This is a genomic window from Chromobacterium sp. CV08 (assembly GCF_051129845.1).
Classification (GTDB): Bacteria; Pseudomonadota; Gammaproteobacteria; order Burkholderiales; family Chromobacteriaceae; genus Chromobacterium.
Genome location: NZ_CP150453.1, coordinates 599,390 through 615,756, shown reverse-complemented (window position 1 = coordinate 615,756; position 16,367 = coordinate 599,390). Strand labels below are relative to the sequence as shown.

The 16,367-nt window shown below is 67.3% G+C and carries 22 protein-coding genes; 2 read left to right on the top strand and 20 right to left on the bottom strand.

Annotation, left to right across the window (positions count from 1 at the left end):
* Positions 1-109: 109 nt before the first annotated feature.
* Both WNM05_RS03000 and WNM05_RS02995 read left to right on the top strand, forming a co-directional pair.
* On the top strand, positions 110-790 hold the full coding sequence (locus WNM05_RS03000; RefSeq protein WP_434632394.1) for a hypothetical protein: 681 nt from the start codon (positions 110-112) through the stop codon (positions 788-790).
* Positions 778-1,578, top strand: a complete 801-nt coding sequence (locus tag WNM05_RS02995) for a TatD family hydrolase (protein ID WP_434632392.1) — start codon at positions 778-780, stop codon at positions 1,576-1,578. Before WNM05_RS03000 ends, WNM05_RS02995 begins: the two co-directional genes overlap by 13 nt.
* A gap of 58 nt (positions 1,579-1,636) precedes the next feature.
* Here WNM05_RS02995 and WNM05_RS02990 read toward each other — a convergent pair whose 3' ends face one another.
* From WNM05_RS02990 to WNM05_RS02895, 20 genes are all read right to left on the bottom strand, one after another.
* On the bottom strand, positions 1,637-3,268 hold the full coding sequence (locus WNM05_RS02990) for a methyl-accepting chemotaxis protein (protein ID WP_434632390.1): 1,632 nt from the start codon (positions 3,266-3,268) through the stop codon (positions 1,637-1,639).
* A 221-nt stretch (positions 3,269-3,489) separates the two neighbouring features.
* Complete coding sequence (locus WNM05_RS02985) at positions 3,490-3,834, bottom strand: DUF2069 domain-containing protein (RefSeq protein WP_434632389.1); 345 nt, start codon at positions 3,832-3,834, stop codon at positions 3,490-3,492.
* Positions 3,834-4,574 carry a twin-arginine translocase subunit TatC gene (gene tatC / locus WNM05_RS02980; RefSeq protein ID WP_434632387.1) on the bottom strand — a complete coding sequence of 247 codons (741 nt, stop codon included), beginning with the start codon at positions 4,572-4,574 and terminating at the stop codon, positions 3,834-3,836. The genes WNM05_RS02985 and tatC overlap by 1 nt, the downstream gene beginning before the upstream one ends.
* Positions 4,571-5,092, bottom strand: a complete 522-nt coding sequence (gene tatB / locus WNM05_RS02975; RefSeq protein ID WP_434632384.1) for a Sec-independent protein translocase protein TatB — start codon at positions 5,090-5,092, stop codon at positions 4,571-4,573. Before tatB ends, tatC begins: the two co-directional genes overlap by 4 nt.
* Positions 5,093-5,111: 19 nt before the next feature.
* Positions 5,112-5,318 carry a Sec-independent protein translocase subunit TatA gene (gene tatA / locus WNM05_RS02970; protein ID WP_101710492.1) on the bottom strand — a complete coding sequence of 69 codons (207 nt, stop codon included), beginning with the start codon at positions 5,316-5,318 and terminating at the stop codon, positions 5,112-5,114.
* Positions 5,319-5,355: 37 nt separating this feature from the next.
* Positions 5,356-5,679 carry a histidine triad nucleotide-binding protein gene (locus tag WNM05_RS02965; protein WP_434632381.1) on the bottom strand — a complete coding sequence of 108 codons (324 nt, stop codon included), beginning with the start codon at positions 5,677-5,679 and terminating at the stop codon, positions 5,356-5,358.
* Positions 5,680-5,694: 15 nt separating this feature from the next.
* Positions 5,695-6,024, bottom strand: coding sequence for a phosphoribosyl-ATP diphosphatase (locus WNM05_RS02960; protein WP_434632380.1), 330 nt, complete (start codon positions 6,022-6,024; stop codon positions 5,695-5,697).
* A 114-nt stretch (positions 6,025-6,138) separates the two neighbouring features.
* Positions 6,139-6,522, bottom strand: coding sequence for a phosphoribosyl-AMP cyclohydrolase (hisI, locus tag WNM05_RS02955; protein ID WP_434632378.1), 384 nt, complete (start codon positions 6,520-6,522; stop codon positions 6,139-6,141).
* Positions 6,519-7,283 (bottom strand): imidazole glycerol phosphate synthase subunit HisF, encoded by a 765-nt coding sequence (gene hisF, locus WNM05_RS02950; protein ID WP_434632377.1) that lies wholly within the window; start codon positions 7,281-7,283, stop codon positions 6,519-6,521. Before hisF ends, hisI begins: the two co-directional genes overlap by 4 nt.
* A gap of 70 nt (positions 7,284-7,353) precedes the next feature.
* Entirely contained in the window at positions 7,354-8,094 is a 741-nt protein-coding gene (gene hisA / locus WNM05_RS02945) for a 1-(5-phosphoribosyl)-5-[(5-phosphoribosylamino)methylideneamino]imidazole-4-carboxamide isomerase (protein WP_434632374.1), read from the bottom strand.
* Positions 8,095-8,115: 21 nt separating this feature from the next.
* A complete protein-coding gene (gene hisH, locus WNM05_RS02940; protein ID WP_434632371.1) occupies positions 8,116-8,754 on the bottom strand; it encodes an imidazole glycerol phosphate synthase subunit HisH in 639 nt (212 codons plus the stop codon).
* 4 nt (positions 8,755-8,758) lie between these two features.
* Entirely contained in the window at positions 8,759-9,175 is a 417-nt protein-coding gene (locus tag WNM05_RS02935; protein WP_434632367.1) for a VOC family protein, read from the bottom strand.
* Positions 9,172-9,765 (bottom strand): imidazoleglycerol-phosphate dehydratase HisB, encoded by a 594-nt coding sequence (hisB, locus tag WNM05_RS02930; RefSeq protein ID WP_434632365.1) that lies wholly within the window; start codon positions 9,763-9,765, stop codon positions 9,172-9,174. The genes WNM05_RS02935 and hisB overlap by 4 nt, the downstream gene beginning before the upstream one ends.
* A gap of 4 nt (positions 9,766-9,769) precedes the next feature.
* Positions 9,770-10,846, bottom strand: coding sequence for a histidinol-phosphate transaminase (gene hisC, locus WNM05_RS02925; protein ID WP_434632362.1), 1,077 nt, complete (start codon positions 10,844-10,846; stop codon positions 9,770-9,772).
* 132 nt (positions 10,847-10,978) lie between these two features.
* Positions 10,979-12,271: a histidinol dehydrogenase gene (hisD, locus tag WNM05_RS02920; RefSeq protein ID WP_434632360.1), complete on the bottom strand. Its 1,293-nt coding sequence runs from the start codon at positions 12,269-12,271 to the stop codon at positions 10,979-10,981.
* Between the two features lie 88 nt (positions 12,272-12,359).
* On the bottom strand, positions 12,360-13,001 hold the full coding sequence (gene hisG, locus WNM05_RS02915; protein ID WP_434632357.1) for an ATP phosphoribosyltransferase: 642 nt from the start codon (positions 12,999-13,001) through the stop codon (positions 12,360-12,362).
* 36 nt (positions 13,002-13,037) lie between these two features.
* Positions 13,038-13,802: a flagellar brake protein gene (locus tag WNM05_RS02910; protein ID WP_434632354.1), complete on the bottom strand. Its 765-nt coding sequence runs from the start codon at positions 13,800-13,802 to the stop codon at positions 13,038-13,040.
* Positions 13,803-13,848: 46 nt separating this feature from the next.
* Positions 13,849-14,430 carry an SCO family protein gene (locus tag WNM05_RS02905; protein WP_434632352.1) on the bottom strand — a complete coding sequence of 194 codons (582 nt, stop codon included), beginning with the start codon at positions 14,428-14,430 and terminating at the stop codon, positions 13,849-13,851.
* Positions 14,430-15,329 (bottom strand): heme o synthase, encoded by a 900-nt coding sequence (locus WNM05_RS02900; protein ID WP_434632350.1) that lies wholly within the window; start codon positions 15,327-15,329, stop codon positions 14,430-14,432. The genes WNM05_RS02905 and WNM05_RS02900 overlap by 1 nt, the downstream gene beginning before the upstream one ends.
* Positions 15,326-16,348: a COX15/CtaA family protein gene (locus tag WNM05_RS02895; RefSeq protein ID WP_434632348.1), complete on the bottom strand. Its 1,023-nt coding sequence runs from the start codon at positions 16,346-16,348 to the stop codon at positions 15,326-15,328. Before WNM05_RS02895 ends, WNM05_RS02900 begins: the two co-directional genes overlap by 4 nt.
* Positions 16,349-16,367 lie beyond the last annotated feature (19 nt).

Here is a 16,367-nt window from a genome sequence, read left to right as displayed (position 1 = left end):
AGCGCGCGCCCGGCCGGCAAGTTGGCTAAGATAGACGCTTGAGACGGGGCCCAGGTCACGTCAATCGCGGCGCCTCGCCGCGCCCGCCCTCGAAGACACCGGAGTCGCGATGTTCCGCCTACCCGCTCTGGCCAGCCTGCTATGCCTGCTGGCCGCCCTGCCCTGCCGCGCCGAAGACGGCAAGGATCTCGATCTGTCCATCAGCACCGAGCTGATGACGCGGCAGACGTCCTACGGCAATTCGTCGCGGCTGCAGCCCAGCGTGGACCTGCAGTACCGCACCCGTTTCGGCGCGCTCTACGTGCAGGACGGCGAAGGCGGCTGGGCCTTGCCGGCGCCGGCCGGCTGGGTGTCGCTGGGCGTAGCCAACGAGCCGGCCTGGAGCCTGGGCGGCGGGGTGTCGCAGAGCCTGGCGCTGGCGCGCTACGGCTTCGACCTGCCGCTCGACGGCAGCCTGTCCTTCGGCTACGCCAGCCGCATCGGCGACAGCCATCCCGGCCAGCTGCTGGTGGCCACGCTGGACGCGCCGCTGGGCGACTGGATGGGACAGAAGTTCTCCTTGCTGGGCTGGGCCAGCCTGGCCAACCAGAAGCGCCGGCTCGGCCTGGCACATAGCGACGACGGCCCCGGCTGGCAACTGGAACAAAGCAATCTGCTGCTGCTGATGTCGCACCCGCTTTCCCGCCACTGGACGCTGGACCTGGGCGCCGGCAGCCGCTGGGCGGCGGAAAACACCGGCGAGCACACCGCCGGCTGGCAGACGCTGCTGGGATTCACGTGGAAGCTGTGAGCCGCTTCGACTTCCGGCCTGCCGCCGGCTGCCTGATCGACAGCCACTGCCATCTGGACGCGCCCGAGCTGCGCGCCGGCGTCGACGCCGTCGTCGCGCGCGCGCGGGCCGCCGGCGTCGGCCAGCTCTTGCTGCCGGCGGTAACGGCCGGCAATTTCGACGACGTGCTGGCGATGCGCGAGCGCTACGGCTGCTGGATCGCCTTCGGCCTGCACCCGATCTACCTGGACCGGCACCTGGACGAGCATCTGGCCCTGCTGGACGCGGCGCTGGCCGCGCACGCGCCGGTCGCCGTCGGCGAGATCGGCCTGGATTTCTACCTGCCGGAACTGGACCCGGCGCGGCAGGAGGCGCTGCTGGTCGAGCAGTTGAAGCTGGCCCGCAAGCACGGCCTGCCGGTGGTGCTGCACGTGCGGCGTTCGGTCGACCGGGTGCTCAAGCATCTGCGCGAGCAGAAGGTGGAATGCGGCATCGCCCACGCCTTCAACGGCAGCGAGCAGCAGGCGCGGGCCTTCATCCGCCAGGGCTTCCGGCTGGGCTTCGGCGGCGCGATGAGCTATAGCGGCTCGCGCCGCATCCGCCAGCTCGCGGCGACGCTGCCGCTGGACAGCCTGGTACTGGAAACCGACGCGCCCGACATCCGCCCCGAGTACGCGCAGGACGTGCCCAACGAGCCGGCGCAGCTGGCCCGCTTCGTCGAGATTCTGGCCGGCCTGCGCGGCCTCGGGGCAGAGACGCTGCGGCCGGCGCTGCATGCCAATACGCTGAAGGCGCTAGCGCTGGACTGAGCCGCCAGGAAAAAAGCCCCGGGGAACCGGGGCCTTTTCTGGCGACGCCTCGCGGCGCTCAGGTGCGGAAGCGCTGCAGGCAGTCGTCCAGCTGGTGCGACAGCCCGCGCAGCTCGCCGGCCAGCGCGCTGGCCTCGCCGGCCGCCCGATTGGTCTGGCCGTTCATCTGCGCGATCTGCTCGACATTGCGCGCCACCTCCTGGCTGGCGTGGCTCTGCTCGGTGATGGCGTTGGCGATGTCGGCGATGCGCTCGACCGACTGCTCGGCCAGTTCCCGGATCTGCCCCAGCGCGTCGGCGACGCTGGACGCGCTGACCACGCCGGTCTCGATGCGGCTGTTTGCCTGCTGCATGCTCTGGTAGGCACGCTGGGTGTCGGCTAGCACGCCGTCGATATGGCTGGAGATCTCGGTGGTCGCCTGGCTGGTGCGTTCGGCCAGCTTGCGCACCTCGTCGGCGACGACGGCGAAGCCGCGGCCCATCTCGCCGGCGCGCGCCGCCTCTATCGCCGCGTTCAAGGCCAAGAGATTGGTCTGGTCGGCGATGTCGTGTATCACCCGGACGATGTCGCCGATATCGGCCGAACGCCGGTTCAGGCCGTCCATCACCGTGGCGGTGTCGGTGATGCTGCTGGCGACCTGGCGGATCTCGCCGGCGGCCTGCTGCGCCAGATCGCTGCCGGAGGCCGCCTGCTCCATCGTCAGCCGCGCCTGGCGCTCGACGTCCTTGGTGCTGTCGGCCACCAGATTGATGCTGACCGACATCTGCTCGATCGCCGCCGCGCCGCTGGCCGCCGCTTCCGACTGCTGCTGCGCCGCCGACGACACATGCTCGCTGACGCCGGACAGCTTGCCGGCCGCTTGCGCCAGCTGGGTCGAATGGCCCTGCGATTCGACCACCACGGTGCGCACGCTGTCCACCAGCTTGGCCAGCGAGCCGGCGACGCTGCCCAGCTCGTTCTGGCCGAAATCCGGCAGCTGCAATCTGAGGTTGCGCTGGTCGGCCAGTTCCTGGCTGGCGTCGCGCATGCTGAGCAGCGGCCGGCGTATCGACGCGATGATGAACCAGGCCACCAGGGCGCCGGCCACCAGCGCGATCAGGATTTCCGTCAGCAACTGGCCGCGCACCGAGGCGGCGGTGGCGTCGATCTGCTCATCGAGCTGGCCCACCGCATCGGCGGCGGCCTTGCCCAGATCGGCGCTGACGCTCTCCATCTGGTGGATGTTGTCCTTGTACTTCTCCAGCTCCTTGTTGGCGTCCGCGGTGGCCGTGACGCGCTTGCCCTCGACCTGGGTCGAGACCTTGGCCACGCCGTCGGCGTAGCCGGCCAGCAGCGAGGACAGCTTGGTCAACTGCTGCGCCGCCTGGTCGTTCAGCGGCCGGGATGCCGCCTGGGCTATCGCCTTCTGCGCATGCTCCTGCGCCGACTTCCACTTGCCCAGGTATTCCGAGCGCTTGGCGTCGTCGGCGATATTGATGAAGTAATCCTTCTCGAAACGGCGCAGATTGCCCATGTCGCGCTGCAGCTCGACGATGTCGGTGTAGAACACCAGTTCGTGCGAGCTGACCTCCGCCACCCTTTGGGAAATCTTGCCGAGTCCGAGCTGCGTCAGCAGCCCGGTCAGAATGAGCGCCGCCAGCAGCAGCGCGAAGCCGAGAGTAATCCTTGCCGCGATAGACAAATTTCGCATAATCCTTCCCCACACCCGATGTTGTTGAAACCTGGCCGGACTGCGTCCGATCCGTTGTTAAAGCCCTTGAACAGGCTCTTATGCCGCGATTTTAGTAGACTGCCGCGGCGGCCAGCCAGCCCTGGCATTCGGAATGGCTGAATTCACTCGAAATCAATATCGAAAATCCAAAAAAAAACCGGCGGCATGGGCCACCGGTCGACAGGCTCGCACAATCCGGCTCAAGCGCGACGCTTGAAGCTCCTGGCAAATCCCAATACACAGATGAAGAATAGTGTACTGATCGCCACTTCACACCAGGCCATGCGTTGCGCCAGGCCATGGTCGGCCCAGCCGCGCATCACGCCCTCGGTGAAAAAGGCCAGGATGAACATGCTGGACCATTGATAGGTATAGAGCCTGCCGGCCAGGATGCCGCGCAGCGGCAGCAGCAGGAACAGCGCCTTGCAGGCGAGGAAGGAGCCGCCGGGACGCAGCGGCGCCAGCCACAGCTCCCAGGCCAGCGTCAGCGCGATCAGGGCGATCAGCGACGCCGCGGCGCCGCTGCGGAAGCCGTCGCGGCTCATCAGGCGGACTCCGCCTGCTCGCGTGCCCGCGCCTTGCGCTCCATCAGCGCCGCCACCACCACCCCGGCCTCGTACAGCAACCACAGCGGCACCGCCAGCATCGTCTGCGACAGCACGTCCGGCGGCGTGACGATGGCGGCGATGACGAAGGCGCCGACGATCACGTACGGCCGCCCTTCGCGCAGCTTGGCCACCGATACCACGCCCATCCGCGTCAGCAGCACCACGACCACCGGCACCTCGAAAGTGGCGCCGAAGGCCAGGAACATGCCGAGGACGAAGGACAGGTATTTGTCGATGTCGGTCATCATGCTGACGCCGGCCGGCGTCACCGCCGACATGAAGTGGAACACCACCGGGAACACCAGGAAATAGGCGAAGGCCATGCCGGTCAGGAACAGCAGCAGGCTGGACAGCAGCAGCGGCACGATCAGCTTCTTCTCATGGCTGTACAGGCCGGGCGCGACGAAGGCCCAGACCTGGTACAAGGTGTTCGGCAGCGAGATCAGGAAGGCCACCAGCATCGTCACCTTCATCGGCACGAAGAAGGTGGACGTCACCTCGGTGGCGATCATGCTGCCCCCCTGCGGCAAGGCGTCGAGCAGCGGCTTGGCCAGCAGGTGGTAGATGTCGGAAGACCAGTGGAACAGGCACAGGAAGGTCAGCGCGATGCCCAGGAGCGCGCGCACCAGCCGGGTGCGCAGCTCGATCAGGTGCGCGAGCAGCGGTTGTTCGTTCATTCGCGGGCTTCAGAGGCTGGGGGTTGGGAAGCGGGCGGACGATGCGGCGGCGGGTCGTCGAACAGGTCGAGCTGGCTGTCGTCGCGCGGCGGCAGTTCGGTCTGCGCCGCCAAGTCCTCCGGCACCGGCATGGCCTCGTCGGGAAACAGCGGCGCGGCGTCCGGCTGCAAGCCGCCGTGTATCGTGCGCCCGGCCTCGTCGAACGGCTGGGCCGCCTGCTCGGCCAGCTCGCGCGCCTCGGCGGCGTGCTGGTCGATGGCGTCGCGCGCCTGCTGCACCTCGGCCTCCAGCTGGCCGCGGAAACTGTGGGCGGCGTCCTGCAGGTTCTGCCGCAGGCTGTCCAGCTCCTGCAGATTGGTCTGTTGCTGGATGTCGGCCTTGACGGTGGCGACGAAACGCTGCGCCCGCGCCACCAGCGCGCCGACGGTGCGCGCCACCGTCGGCAGCCGCTCCGGGCCGAGCACGACCAGCGCCACCACGCCTATCAGGACGAATTCGCCGAAACTGATGTCAAGCACGCCGCGTCACCGTCCGTGCTTATTTCTTGTCGGCTTCGCCGTCGATGATGCGGCCGGCGTCCTTGGCCGGCGGCTGGGCGTCCTTGCCGCCCTCGGCCATGCCTTCCTTGAAGCCCTTGACCGCGTTGCCCAGATCCTTGCCTATGCCGGGCAGCTTTCTGGTGCCGAACACCAAGACCACGATCAACAGCACGATCAGCCAATGCCAGATGCTCAGAGAACCCATTGTGACTCTTCCTCGGTTTCGAAAAACGGGTGCCGCCTCAGCCCTTGTGGCCGAACACGTGCACGTGCAGGTGGAACACTTCCTGGCCGCCGCCGCGGCCGGTGTTGATGCCGGTCTTGAAGCCGGACTCCAGGCCCTGCTCCTTGGCCAGTTTAGGCGCCAGCGTCAGGATCTTGCCCAGCACCGCCTCGTGCTCGGGGCCGCAGTGGGCCAGCGAGTCGACGTGCCGCTTCGGAATGATCATGAAATGCACCGGCGCGATCGGCCGGATATCGTGGAAGGCCAGCACGTCGTCGTCTTCGTAAACCTTGCTGGCGGGAATCTGGCCCGCCACGATCTTGCAGAAAAGGCAATCGCTCATCATGTGTTCCGTCGTTCAGACTGTGGGTTTGCGCGAGGCTTTCTCGTCGAGGCCGGAAATGCCCTCGCGCCTATGCAGCTCCATTACAACGTCTTCCGGCCGCAGGCCATGATATGCCAATAGCACCATCGTGTGGAACCACAGATCGGCCACTTCGCGCACCAGGTGCAGCTTGTCCTTGTCCTTGGACGCCATCAGCGTCTCGGCTGCCTCCTCCGCCACCTTCTTCAGGATGGCGTCCTCGCCCTTGTGGAACAGCGAGGCCACGTAGGAGGACTGGGAACTGGCCTCGCGCCGGGCTTCCAGCGTGTCGGCTATGCTTTTCAACACATCCGGGGTGCTCATATCGTGTAATCCTTTGCGTCCGCCGGCCAGACAGTATACGGCGCGGGCATGACATTCTGACAAAACCGGCCCATTGTAACCCGGCCGGCGCCGTCGGCGTTGACCGACGGCAATTCAGGGACGGTAGATCGCGTGCGGATCCTTCAGCACGGCGTCCACCGTCGTCCAGCCGCCATTGTCGAAACGGCGGTAGAAGCAGCTTTCCCGTCCGGTGTGACAGGCGATGCCGCCGATTTGTTCGATCTGCATCACGATCACGTCGCCGTCACAATCGAGGCGCAGCTCCTTGACCGTCTGCAGATGGCCGGACTCCTCGCCCTTCTTCCACAGCTTCTGCCGCGAACGGCTCCAGTAGTGGGCGATGCCGGTGTCGGCGGTCAGCTGCAGGCTTTCGCGGTTCATCCACGCCACCATCAGCACGCGGCCGCTGGCGGCGTCCTGGGCGATGGCGGTGACCAGGCCCTTGTCGTCCCACTTCACTTCGTCGAGCCAGCTCATAGCCTCACCTCGATACCGGCGGCGCGCATCGCCTCTTTGGCCTCGGCCACCGTGTATTCGCCGAAATGGAAGATGCTGGCGGCCAGCACCGCGTCGGCGTGGCCGTCCCTGACCCCGTCCACCAGGTGCTGCAGATTGCCGACGCCGCCGGAGGCGATGACGGGAATGTTCACCGCGTCGGACACCGCGCGCGTCAGCGGCAGATTGAAACCGATCTTGGTGCCGTCGCGGTCCATGCTGGTCAGCAGGATTTCGCCTGCGCCCAGTTGCTGCATCTTGCGCGCCCACTCGACGGCGTCCAGCCCGGTGCGGTTGCGGCCGCCGTGGGTGAAGATCTCCCAGCGGTCGTTCTCCGGCGTCACCGCCTTGGCGTCCAGCGCGACGACGATGCACTGGTTGCCGAAGTGCTCGGACGCCTCGCGGACGAATTCGGGGTGGGTCACCGCGGCGGTGTTGATGCTGACCTTGTCGGCGCCGGCGTTCAGCAGGCGGCGGATATCGGCGATGCTGCGCACGCCGCCGCCGACGGTCAGCGGAATGAACACCTGCTCGGCCACCGCCTCGATCACGTGCAGGATGATGTCGCGCTGGTCGGAACTGGCGGTGATGTCGAGGAAGGTCAGTTCGTCGGCGCCCTGCTCGTTGTAGCGACGGGCGATCTCGACCGGGTCGCCGGCATCGCGCAGGCCCAGGAAGTTGACGCCCTTGACCACGCGACCGGCGGTCACGTCCAGGCAGGGGATGATGCGTTTGGCAAGCATGTGCGTTTCCAGAAAGCTTCAGGCGCGCCGAAGCGGCGGGACCCGCCCGCCGCCGGCGCGCCCGGCCGGATCAACCGGCCAGTTCGTCGGCCAGCGTCTGCGCGGCGGCAAAGTCTATGCTGCCCTCGTAGATCGCGCGGCCGGTGACGGCGCCCTCGATGCCCTCGTCCTCCACCGCGCACAGCGCGCGGATGTCGTCGAGGTTGCTCAGGCCGCCGGAGGCGATCACCGGGATGGTCAGCGCCTGCGCCAGCTTGACGGTGGCCTCGATGTTGACGCCGGTCATCATGCCGTCGCGGCCGATGTCGGTGTAGATCACCGAGTTGACGCCGTAGTCCTCGAAGCGCTTGGCCAGATCGATCACGTTATGGTTGGTGATCTTGGCCCAGCCGTCTATCGCCACCATGCCGTCCTTGGCATCGAGGCCGACGATGACCTGGCCGGGGAAGGCGTCGCAGGCGTCGTGCAGGAAGCCCGGCGTCTTGACCGCGGCGGTGCCGATGATCACGTAGGCCAGGCCCATGTCGAGGTAGGCTTCGATGGTGTCCAGGTCGCGGATGCCGCCGCCCAGCTGCACCGGCATGTCCTCGCCGACTTCGCCGAGGATGTCGCGGATCACCGCCAGGTTCTTGGGCTTGCCGGCGAAGGCGCCGTTCAGGTCCACCAGATGCAGCCGTCTCGCGCCCTGGTCGCGCCAGTGGGCGGCGACCTTGACCGGATCATCGGAAAAGATGGTGGCATCGTCCATTGCGCCCTGTCTCAGGCGCACGCATTGACCGTCTTTCAGGTCTATCGCGGGTATCAGCAGCATGGTGCTAAGTCGAAACGTAAGTTAAACATTGCCGTCCCAGGCCAGGAAGTTCTTCATCATCTGAAGACCGGCCCGGTGGCTCTTCTCGGTGTGAAACTGCGTGGCGAATATATTGCCACGCCCGACGATACAGGCAAACCGCTGCGGATAATCGCTTTCCGCCAGCGTCAGCGCCGCGTCGGCCGGCGCAAAATGGTAACTGTGCACGAAATAGAAGCGCTCGCCGTCGGCGATGCCGGCGAACAAGGGATGGGATCTGGCCTGGTAGACCTGGTTCCAGCCCATGTGCGGCACCTTCAGACGCTCGCCGCCGGCGACGAGATCGTCGGCGAAACGGACCACCTTGCCCGGAAACAACCCCAGGCCGGCGGTGTCGCCTTCCTCGCTATGTTCGAACAATAGCTGCGCGCCGACGCAGATTCCAAAAAACGGCTTGTTCTGCGTGGTTTCACGGACGGCGTCGGCCAGGCCGTGGCGGTTCAGTTCGCGCATGCAGTCCGGCATCGCGCCCTGGCCGGGGAAGACCACCTTGTCGGCCTTGATCACCGCATCCGGATCGCGCGTCAGGAAGATGTCGGCGCCGTTTTCGTTGACCGCCTGCAGGGACTTCAGCACCGAATGCAGATTGCCCATGCCGTAATCGATGACTGCGACTTTCATCTTGCTACAAGCTCATGTTCGGGGTGTGGCAGAACTCCAGCGCGATACCGCCCGGATCCTGGAAAAAAACGGCGTAGTAGCCGTCGCCGTAATGCGGATACTCGGCCGGCGCGTCGGTGACGCGCGCGCCGATCTCCAGCAGCAGCGCATGCAGCGCGTCCACAGCCTGCCGGCTGGGCGCGTTGAAGGCCAGATGCTGCAAGCCGACGCCATGGCGGACGAAGCCCGCGCCGGCGGCCTGGCTCTGCTGCAGATAGATTTCGTAGTTGCCGGCGACATAGGCGCGCGAATCGGCGCTGCTGCGCCCCCGCCAGCCCATGGCCGGCATCAACCGGTCATAGAAGGCCAGGGCCGCATCCAGATCGGGCACCGACAGACACAGGTGGTTGAGGCCGGCGACGCCGGGATCGACCCGGCTCATATGCTCAGCGTTCCCTTGGTGGACGGCGTGATGCCGGCCATCCGTTCGTCGTGCTCGCAGGCCATCCTCAGCGCGCGGCCGAAGGCCTTGAAGATGGTCTCGGCCTGATGGTGGCTGTTGTGGCCGCGCAGATTGTCGATGTGCAGCGTGACCATGCTGTGGTTGACGAAGCCGTGGAAGAACTCGGAAAACAGGTCCACGTCGAACTGGCCGATGCTGGCGCGGGTGTATTCGACGTCGTAGACCAGGCCCGGGCGGCCGGACAGGTCGACCACCACGCGGCTCAAGGCCTCGTCCAGCGGCACGTAGGCGTGGCCGTAGCGGCGTATGCCCTTCTTGTCGCCGATGGCGCGGGCGAAGGCCTGGCCCAGCGTGATGCCGATGTCCTCCACCGTGTGGTGGGCATCGATGTGCAGGTCGCCGACCGCCTTGACGTCCAGGTCGATCAGGCCGTGGCGGGCGATCTGGTCCATCATGTGGTCGAGGAAGGGCACGCCGGTCTCGAAATGGCCCTGGCCTGTGCCGTCCAGATTCAGCGTGACGGTGATCTGGGTTTCCAGCGTGTTGCGGGTGACGGTTGCGGTTCTCATGGCTTCAGGCGAAAAAACGTTGGATGGCGGCAAGCAGCGCGGCGTTCTCGTCCGGGCTGCCGACGGTCAGGCGCAGGCAGTTCTCCAGCAGCGGATGGCTGCCGTGCAGCTGCTTGATCAGGATGCCGGATGCCTTCAGGTGCTGGAACAGCGCCGGCGCGTCCGGCGCGCGGACGGTGATGAAGTTGGCCTCGGACGGGAAGACGGCCAACGCGGGCAGCGCCGCCAGCGCGTCGGACAGTCGGGCGCGCTCGGCCCGCAGCTCGGCCGCCTGGCGGTTGAACACCTCCAGATGCTGCAATGCGAAGCGGGCGGCGGCGAGGGTCAGCACGTTGACGTTGTACGGCGGCCTCACCTTGTTCAATTCATCGATCCACGCCGGGCAGGCCGCGGCGTAGCCGAGGCGGATGCCGGCCAGCCCCAGCTTGGACAGCGTGCGCATCACCAAGAGGTTGTCCAGCTCGCCGGCCAGGTCGATGAAGCTGTCGGAGGCGAAGCTCTGATAGGCCTCATCGACGACGACCAGCCCCGGCGCGGCGCGGCAGATGGCCATCACCTCGTCGCGGGCGTAGCGCGGCCCCGTGGGATTGTTCGGGTAGGACACGAAGACCACCGCAGGCCGCTCGCGCTCGATGGCGGCCAGCGTGGCCGGCAGGTCCAGCGTGAAGTCCTCGCGCAGCGGCACGCCGACGTATTGCAGGCCGGAGAACAGCGCGTTCATCCTGTACATCACGAAGGACGGCTCCAACGCCAGCAGCTTGGCGCCGGGACGCGCCAGCGCCTGCGTCACCAGCGTGATCAGCTCGTCCGAGCCGTTGCCGAGCACGATGTCGGCCGCCGCCGGGATGCCGAAGGCCTCGCGCAGCGCGTCCTTCAGGCCGCCGCCGTTGGCGTCCGGATAGCGGTTCAGCGCCACCCGGGCCAGCTCGGCGGCCAATTCGTGCTGCAACTCGACGGGCAGCGGCCATGGGTTTTCCATCGCGTCCAGCTTGATGAAACCCGCGGCCGGCGCCACATGGTAGGCGCCGATGGCGGCGATCTCGTCGCGTACGAGTTGCTTGGCGGTCAGTTTGATCGTCATCGTGTGTCTGCGGCGCGAGCCGCCGTCATGGTCCCGCGAACGGGCAAAAAAACATCGTAACGCGTCCGGGCGCGGCGGACTACCGCCGCGCGCCCGGCGGGCCTCGCCTGTTGCGGCGCGGCTACGACGGACTTACTTGTCCAACCTCAGCTCGGCGGCGCGGGCGTGCGCGGTCAGCCCCTCGCCATGCGCCAGCAAGCTGGCGACGCGGCCCAGTTTCTGCGCGCCGGCCTGCGACACGCGGATCAGGCTGCTGCGCTTCTGGAAATCGTAGACGCCCAAGGGGCTGGCGAAGCGGGCGGTGCGGCTGGTCGGCAGCACATGATTGGGACCGGCGCAGTAATCTCCCAGGCTCTCCGAAGTAAAGCGACCCATGAAGATGGCGCCGGCGTGGCGCAGTCGCGGCAGCAAGGCGTCCGGATCGGCCACCGACAGCTCCAGGTGCTCCGGCGCAATGGTGTTGCTGATCTCGCAGGCCTCGGCCAGATCCTTCACCTGGATCAGCGCGCCGCGGTTGCCGAGGCTGGCCGCTATGATGGCGCGGCGCGGCATCGCCGGCAACAGCTTCGCCATGCTGGCCTCGACCTTGGCGATGTATTCGGCCGACGGGCACAGCAGGATGGCCTGGGCGATCTCGTCGTGCTCGGCCTGGCTGAACAAGTCCATCGCCACCCAGTCCGGGTCGGTGTCGCCGTCGCAGATCACCAGGATCTCGGACGGGCCGGCCACCATGTCGATGCCGACCACGCCGAACACCCGGCGCTTGGCTGCGGCGACGTAGGCGTTGCCGGGGCCGGTGATCTTGTCGACCTGCGGCACGCTTTCGGTGCCGTAGGCCAGCGCGGCCACCGCCTGGGCGCCGCCGACGGTGAACACCTTGTCGACGCCGGCGATATAGGCCGCCGCCAGCACCAGGTCGTTGCGCTCGCCGCCCGGCGTCGGCACCACCATGATGATTTCGGCCACGCCGGCCACCTTGGCCGGCAGCGCGTTCATCAGCACCGAGCTCGGATAGGCGGCCTTGCCGCCCGGCACGTAGATGCCGACGCGGTCCAGCGCCGTCACCTGCTGGCCCAGCAGCGTGCCGTCCTCGTCCTCGTAGCTCCAGGAGTGGGCCAGCTGCCTTTCGTGGTAGCGGCGCACCCGCCCGGCGGCCGCCGACAGCGCGTCGCGCACGTCGGCAGGCAAACGCTCCCAGGCGGCCTCCAGCTGTTCGCGGCTCAGCGTCAGATCGGCCATGCTCGCCGCCTGCATGCGGTCGAAACGGTTGGTGTACTCCACCAGCGCCGCGTCGCCGCGATGATGGACGTCGGCGCAGATCGACGCCACGGCGGCGTCGACTGCGGGGTCCTGCGCGGTTTCGAAGGCCAGCAGCGCCTGCAGGCGCGCGGCGAAGTCGGGCTGGGAAGATGACAGTTTCAACATAACGATTCTCTGATGCTTGAGGCCTGAACAATGGCCAACGCCGGCCGAGGCCATCGGTTGACCGCTACCCGGCCGGCATGCGTGTCGATCAGGCCGGCACGGCGCCGGCGAAGGCGTCCAGCACCGGCTGGATCGCGTCGTATTTCAGCTTCAGCGCGGCCTGGTTGACCACCAGCCGCGAGCTGATGTCTATGATGTGCTCGACCGCCACCAGCTTGTTGGCGCGCAGCGTGCCGCCGGTGGACACCAGGTCGACGATGGCGTCGGCCAGACCGACCAGCGGCGCCAGTTCCATCGAGCCGTACAGCTTGATGATGTCGACGTGCACGCCCTTCTTCGCGAAATGCTCGCGGGCGATCAGCGGATATTTGGTGGCGATCTTCAGCCGCGCGCCCTGGCGCACCGCGGCGTCGTAGTCGTAGCCCTCCTGCACCGCCACCATCATCTTGCACTTGGCGATGTTCAGGTCCAGCGGCTGGTACAGGCCGGCGCCGCCGTGCTCGATCAGCACGTCGCGGCCGGCGATGCCGAGGTCGGCCGCGCCGTACTGCACATAGGTCGGCACGTCGGACGCGCGCACGATGACCAGCTGCACCTCCGGGTGGTTGGTGCCTATGATCAGCTTGCGCGACGATTCCGGGTTTTCCGCCGGCACGATGCCGGCCGCCGCCAGCAGCGGCAGCGTCTCTTCAAAGATTCGGCCCTTGGACAGGGCGATGGTCAGCTTCATGGTCTTCTACTGCGAAAGTGATTGGATGTGCCGGCGTCAGCCGACCAGCGCGCGGCGCTCGCGCTCCAGCAGGCCGACATAGCGCTGTATCAGCGTCTCCATCGGCGGCGTCAGGTTCAGATAGGAGCAGCCGACCCGCATCGCCTCGTTGCCGTTGCGCATCCGCGCGGTCAGCCGGTGGCGCACCTCGATGCCCAGCGTCAGCACGCCCAGCGGCTTCAGCTCTATCGAGCACTGCAGGTACTGCTGGCCGAGGTCGAAGCCCGGCGTGTCTACGCCGGGCAGCCACAGGCTCATGCCGCCCAGGCTGATGTCGAACAGCGCCAGATCGATCGCGCGCTGGTTGAAGTCGCCGATATGGCAGAACACCGGGGTGCCCAGCGGCGTCTGGATGCGGAAGAACTCGCGCCGCTGCAGCTTGATCACCTGATCCGGCAGCCGGCACTGGAAGGCCGGCCTGTCGTCCACCGTCACCCGGCTGATCTGGCCGGCGACGAATTGGGTCTTCACGCCTTCCGGCGAGCAGACGAAGACATTGCGCTCGCTGTTCAGCACCTGCTGGTTGGTGTCCTCGTCGGCGCCCCAGTCGAAGGTGAACACGCCGGCCTGGTAATCAACCTCCAGCAAGCGGGTCAGGATGAAGTTTTTCCCCTTGTTGGCGAAAACCGTCACCATGTGACCGTGCTTGGCGATACCAGACAGATGCTGGGCGATCTCCGCCGGCGAAGCCAGCGTGAATCTGGCCAGGTCCAGGGACTGGTGCTGGCCGGCCGGATTGACGGGAGTGGGGTCGTTGCTCACGATATGCCGACTTTCATGTCTTCGGGAGTGGAGTGATACGCCAAGTTTAGCGTAACAACTGCTTGATATCATAAGCAAGGTTGGACGCCGGCGTGCCGTAGGCCTCAAATACCCTCAGCTTGCCGTCCCGGTCCAGCAGATAGGAGCCGGCGCTGTGGTCCACGCTGTAGCCCCCGCCTGGCGTCGGCACCTTCTGCGCCACCACCTTGTATTGCTTCTTCACCTTCTCGATCGCGTCGACGCCGCCGGTCAGGCCGATGAAGCGCTTGTCGAAGTGCGGCACGTAGCCGGCCAGCACCTGCGGCGTGTCGCGCTCGGGATCGACGCTGATGAACAGCACCTGCACCTTGTCCGCGTCGGCGCCCAGCTGCTTCATCACCGAACCGTACTCCAGCATCGTCGTCGGGCAGACGTCGGGACAGTTGGTGTAGCCGAAGAACACGGCCACCACCTTGCCGCGGAACTGGTCCAGACTGCGCGGCTTGCCGCTGTAGTCTATCAGCGTGAAGCCGCCGCCCATCGAATCATCGTTTATCGACGTGCCCTTGAAATCGACGGCGGGCGGCGCGCAGGCGCTCAGCGCCAGCACGATCAGGAATCCGGACAGGAAGTGCAGGAATTTGGACATCAGGAAAGCGGAATCAGCCAGTAATGGTCTAACAACAAGGCCGCGAACAGCAGGGTCAGATACCAGATCGACCAGGCGAAAACGCGGCGCGCCAGAGCGTCAGCATACTGTCGATGCAGGCGCACGGCAAGGAACAACAGCCTGCCGTCCAGCGCCAGCGCCGCGGCCAGATAGATCCAACCGACCGTCGCCAGCGCCGCCGGCAGCAGCGTGATCGCGCACAAGAGCACGCTGTACAGCACGATGGACAAGGTCGTGTAGCGCTGGCCGTGGGTCAGCGGCAGCATAGGCAGGCCGGCGCGGGCGTAGTCGTCGCGCCGGTACAGCGCCAGCGCCCAGAAATGCGGCGGCGTCCAGGCGTAGATGATCAGGAACAGCACCAGCGCGAAGGCGCTGATCTCGCCGCTGACCGCCGCCCAGCCCAGCACCGGCGGCATCGCGCCGCTGGCGCCGCCGATGACGATGTTCTGCGGCGTGTTCGGCTTCAGCAACAGCGTGTAGACGATGGCGTAGCCGACGAAGGTGCCCAGCGTCAGCCAGGCGGTCAGCGCGTTGCAGCACAATAGCAGCAGCGTCAGGCCTGCCCCGCCGGCCGACAGCGCCACCAACAGCGTTTCCAGCGTCCCGACGTCGCCGGTGGCGGTCGCGCGCCAGGCAGTGCGGCGCATACGGGCGTCGACGCCGCGCTCGACCAGGCAGTTGATCATCGCCGCCGCGCCGGCCACCAGCGCGATGCCCAGCGTCGCCGGCACGACCACCGTCGCGTCCGGCAGGCCGGGACTGGCCAGGAACATGCCTATCACCGCGCAGAACACGATCAAGGCCACCACCCGCGGCTTGGACAATTGCCACAGCGCCTGCGCGTGCTGGCGCCACAGCGGCAGGCCGAGCGCGCTCATCGCTCCGCTCCCGGCCGGCCCCACGGCCCCAGCGGCGGCGCCGGCAGCGCCGCCCTTCGTCTCGCGGCCGCCGGCGCCCTCAGGCGCGACCGCAGCAGCAAGGCCGTCATCAACAGCAAGGCGGCACCGGCGTTGTGGGCCACCGCCAGCGGCAAGGGCAGCTGCAGCAGCACATTGGCGACGCCGAGGCCGATCTGCAGCAGCCAGGCCGCGGCCAGGCAGCCCAGATGCGGACGCAGCGCCGTCTCGCGCCAGCCCAGCCACACTACCGAGCACAGCAGCAAGGACACCGCCAGCGCGCCCAGGCGATGCAGCCAATGTATGGTCACCAGGCTGGCGAAATCGAGCAGGCCGCCGTCCGGCGACTCGCCCAGTTCGCGCAATAAATGGAAGGCGCGGTCGAAGCGCAGCTCGGGCCAGCCCTGGCCGTTGCAGGCCGGAAAACCCTGGCAGGCCAGCGCGGCGTAGTTGCTGGACACCCAGCCGCCCAGCGCCAGTTGCAGCACCAGCGCCGACGCCAGCAGGCCGGCCAGCCTGGGCAGCGCCGCCGGGACGCGGACCGGCGCCAGGCCCGGCGCCAGCGCCATCCAGGCCAGGATCTGCAGCACCGCCATGCCGCCGAGCAGGTGGGAGGTGACGATGACCGGCTTGAGCACCAGCGTCACCGTCAGCATGCCCAGCAGGCCCTGCAGGCCCACCGTCGCCAGCAGCAGGCCGGCCGGCAGCCGCTGGCGCTTCTCGCGCCAGGCGCGCCAGCCTATCAGCAGGATCAGCAGGCCCAGGCTGCCGGCCAGATAGCGGTGCGCCATCTCGCGCCAGGCCTTGCCCAGGCTGACCGGACCATCCGGCGCCAGCGCCTGCGCGCGGCCTATGCTGTCTGCGGCGTGCGCAGGCGATATCTGGCCGTAGCAGCCGGGCCAGTCCGGGCAGCCCAGCCCGGCGTGGGACAATCTGACATAGGCGCCGAACGGCACCACGACGGCGGCCAGCAGCAAGGCCGCCCAGATCAGTTTTCGCATGGCAAGCGCCCCCCACATT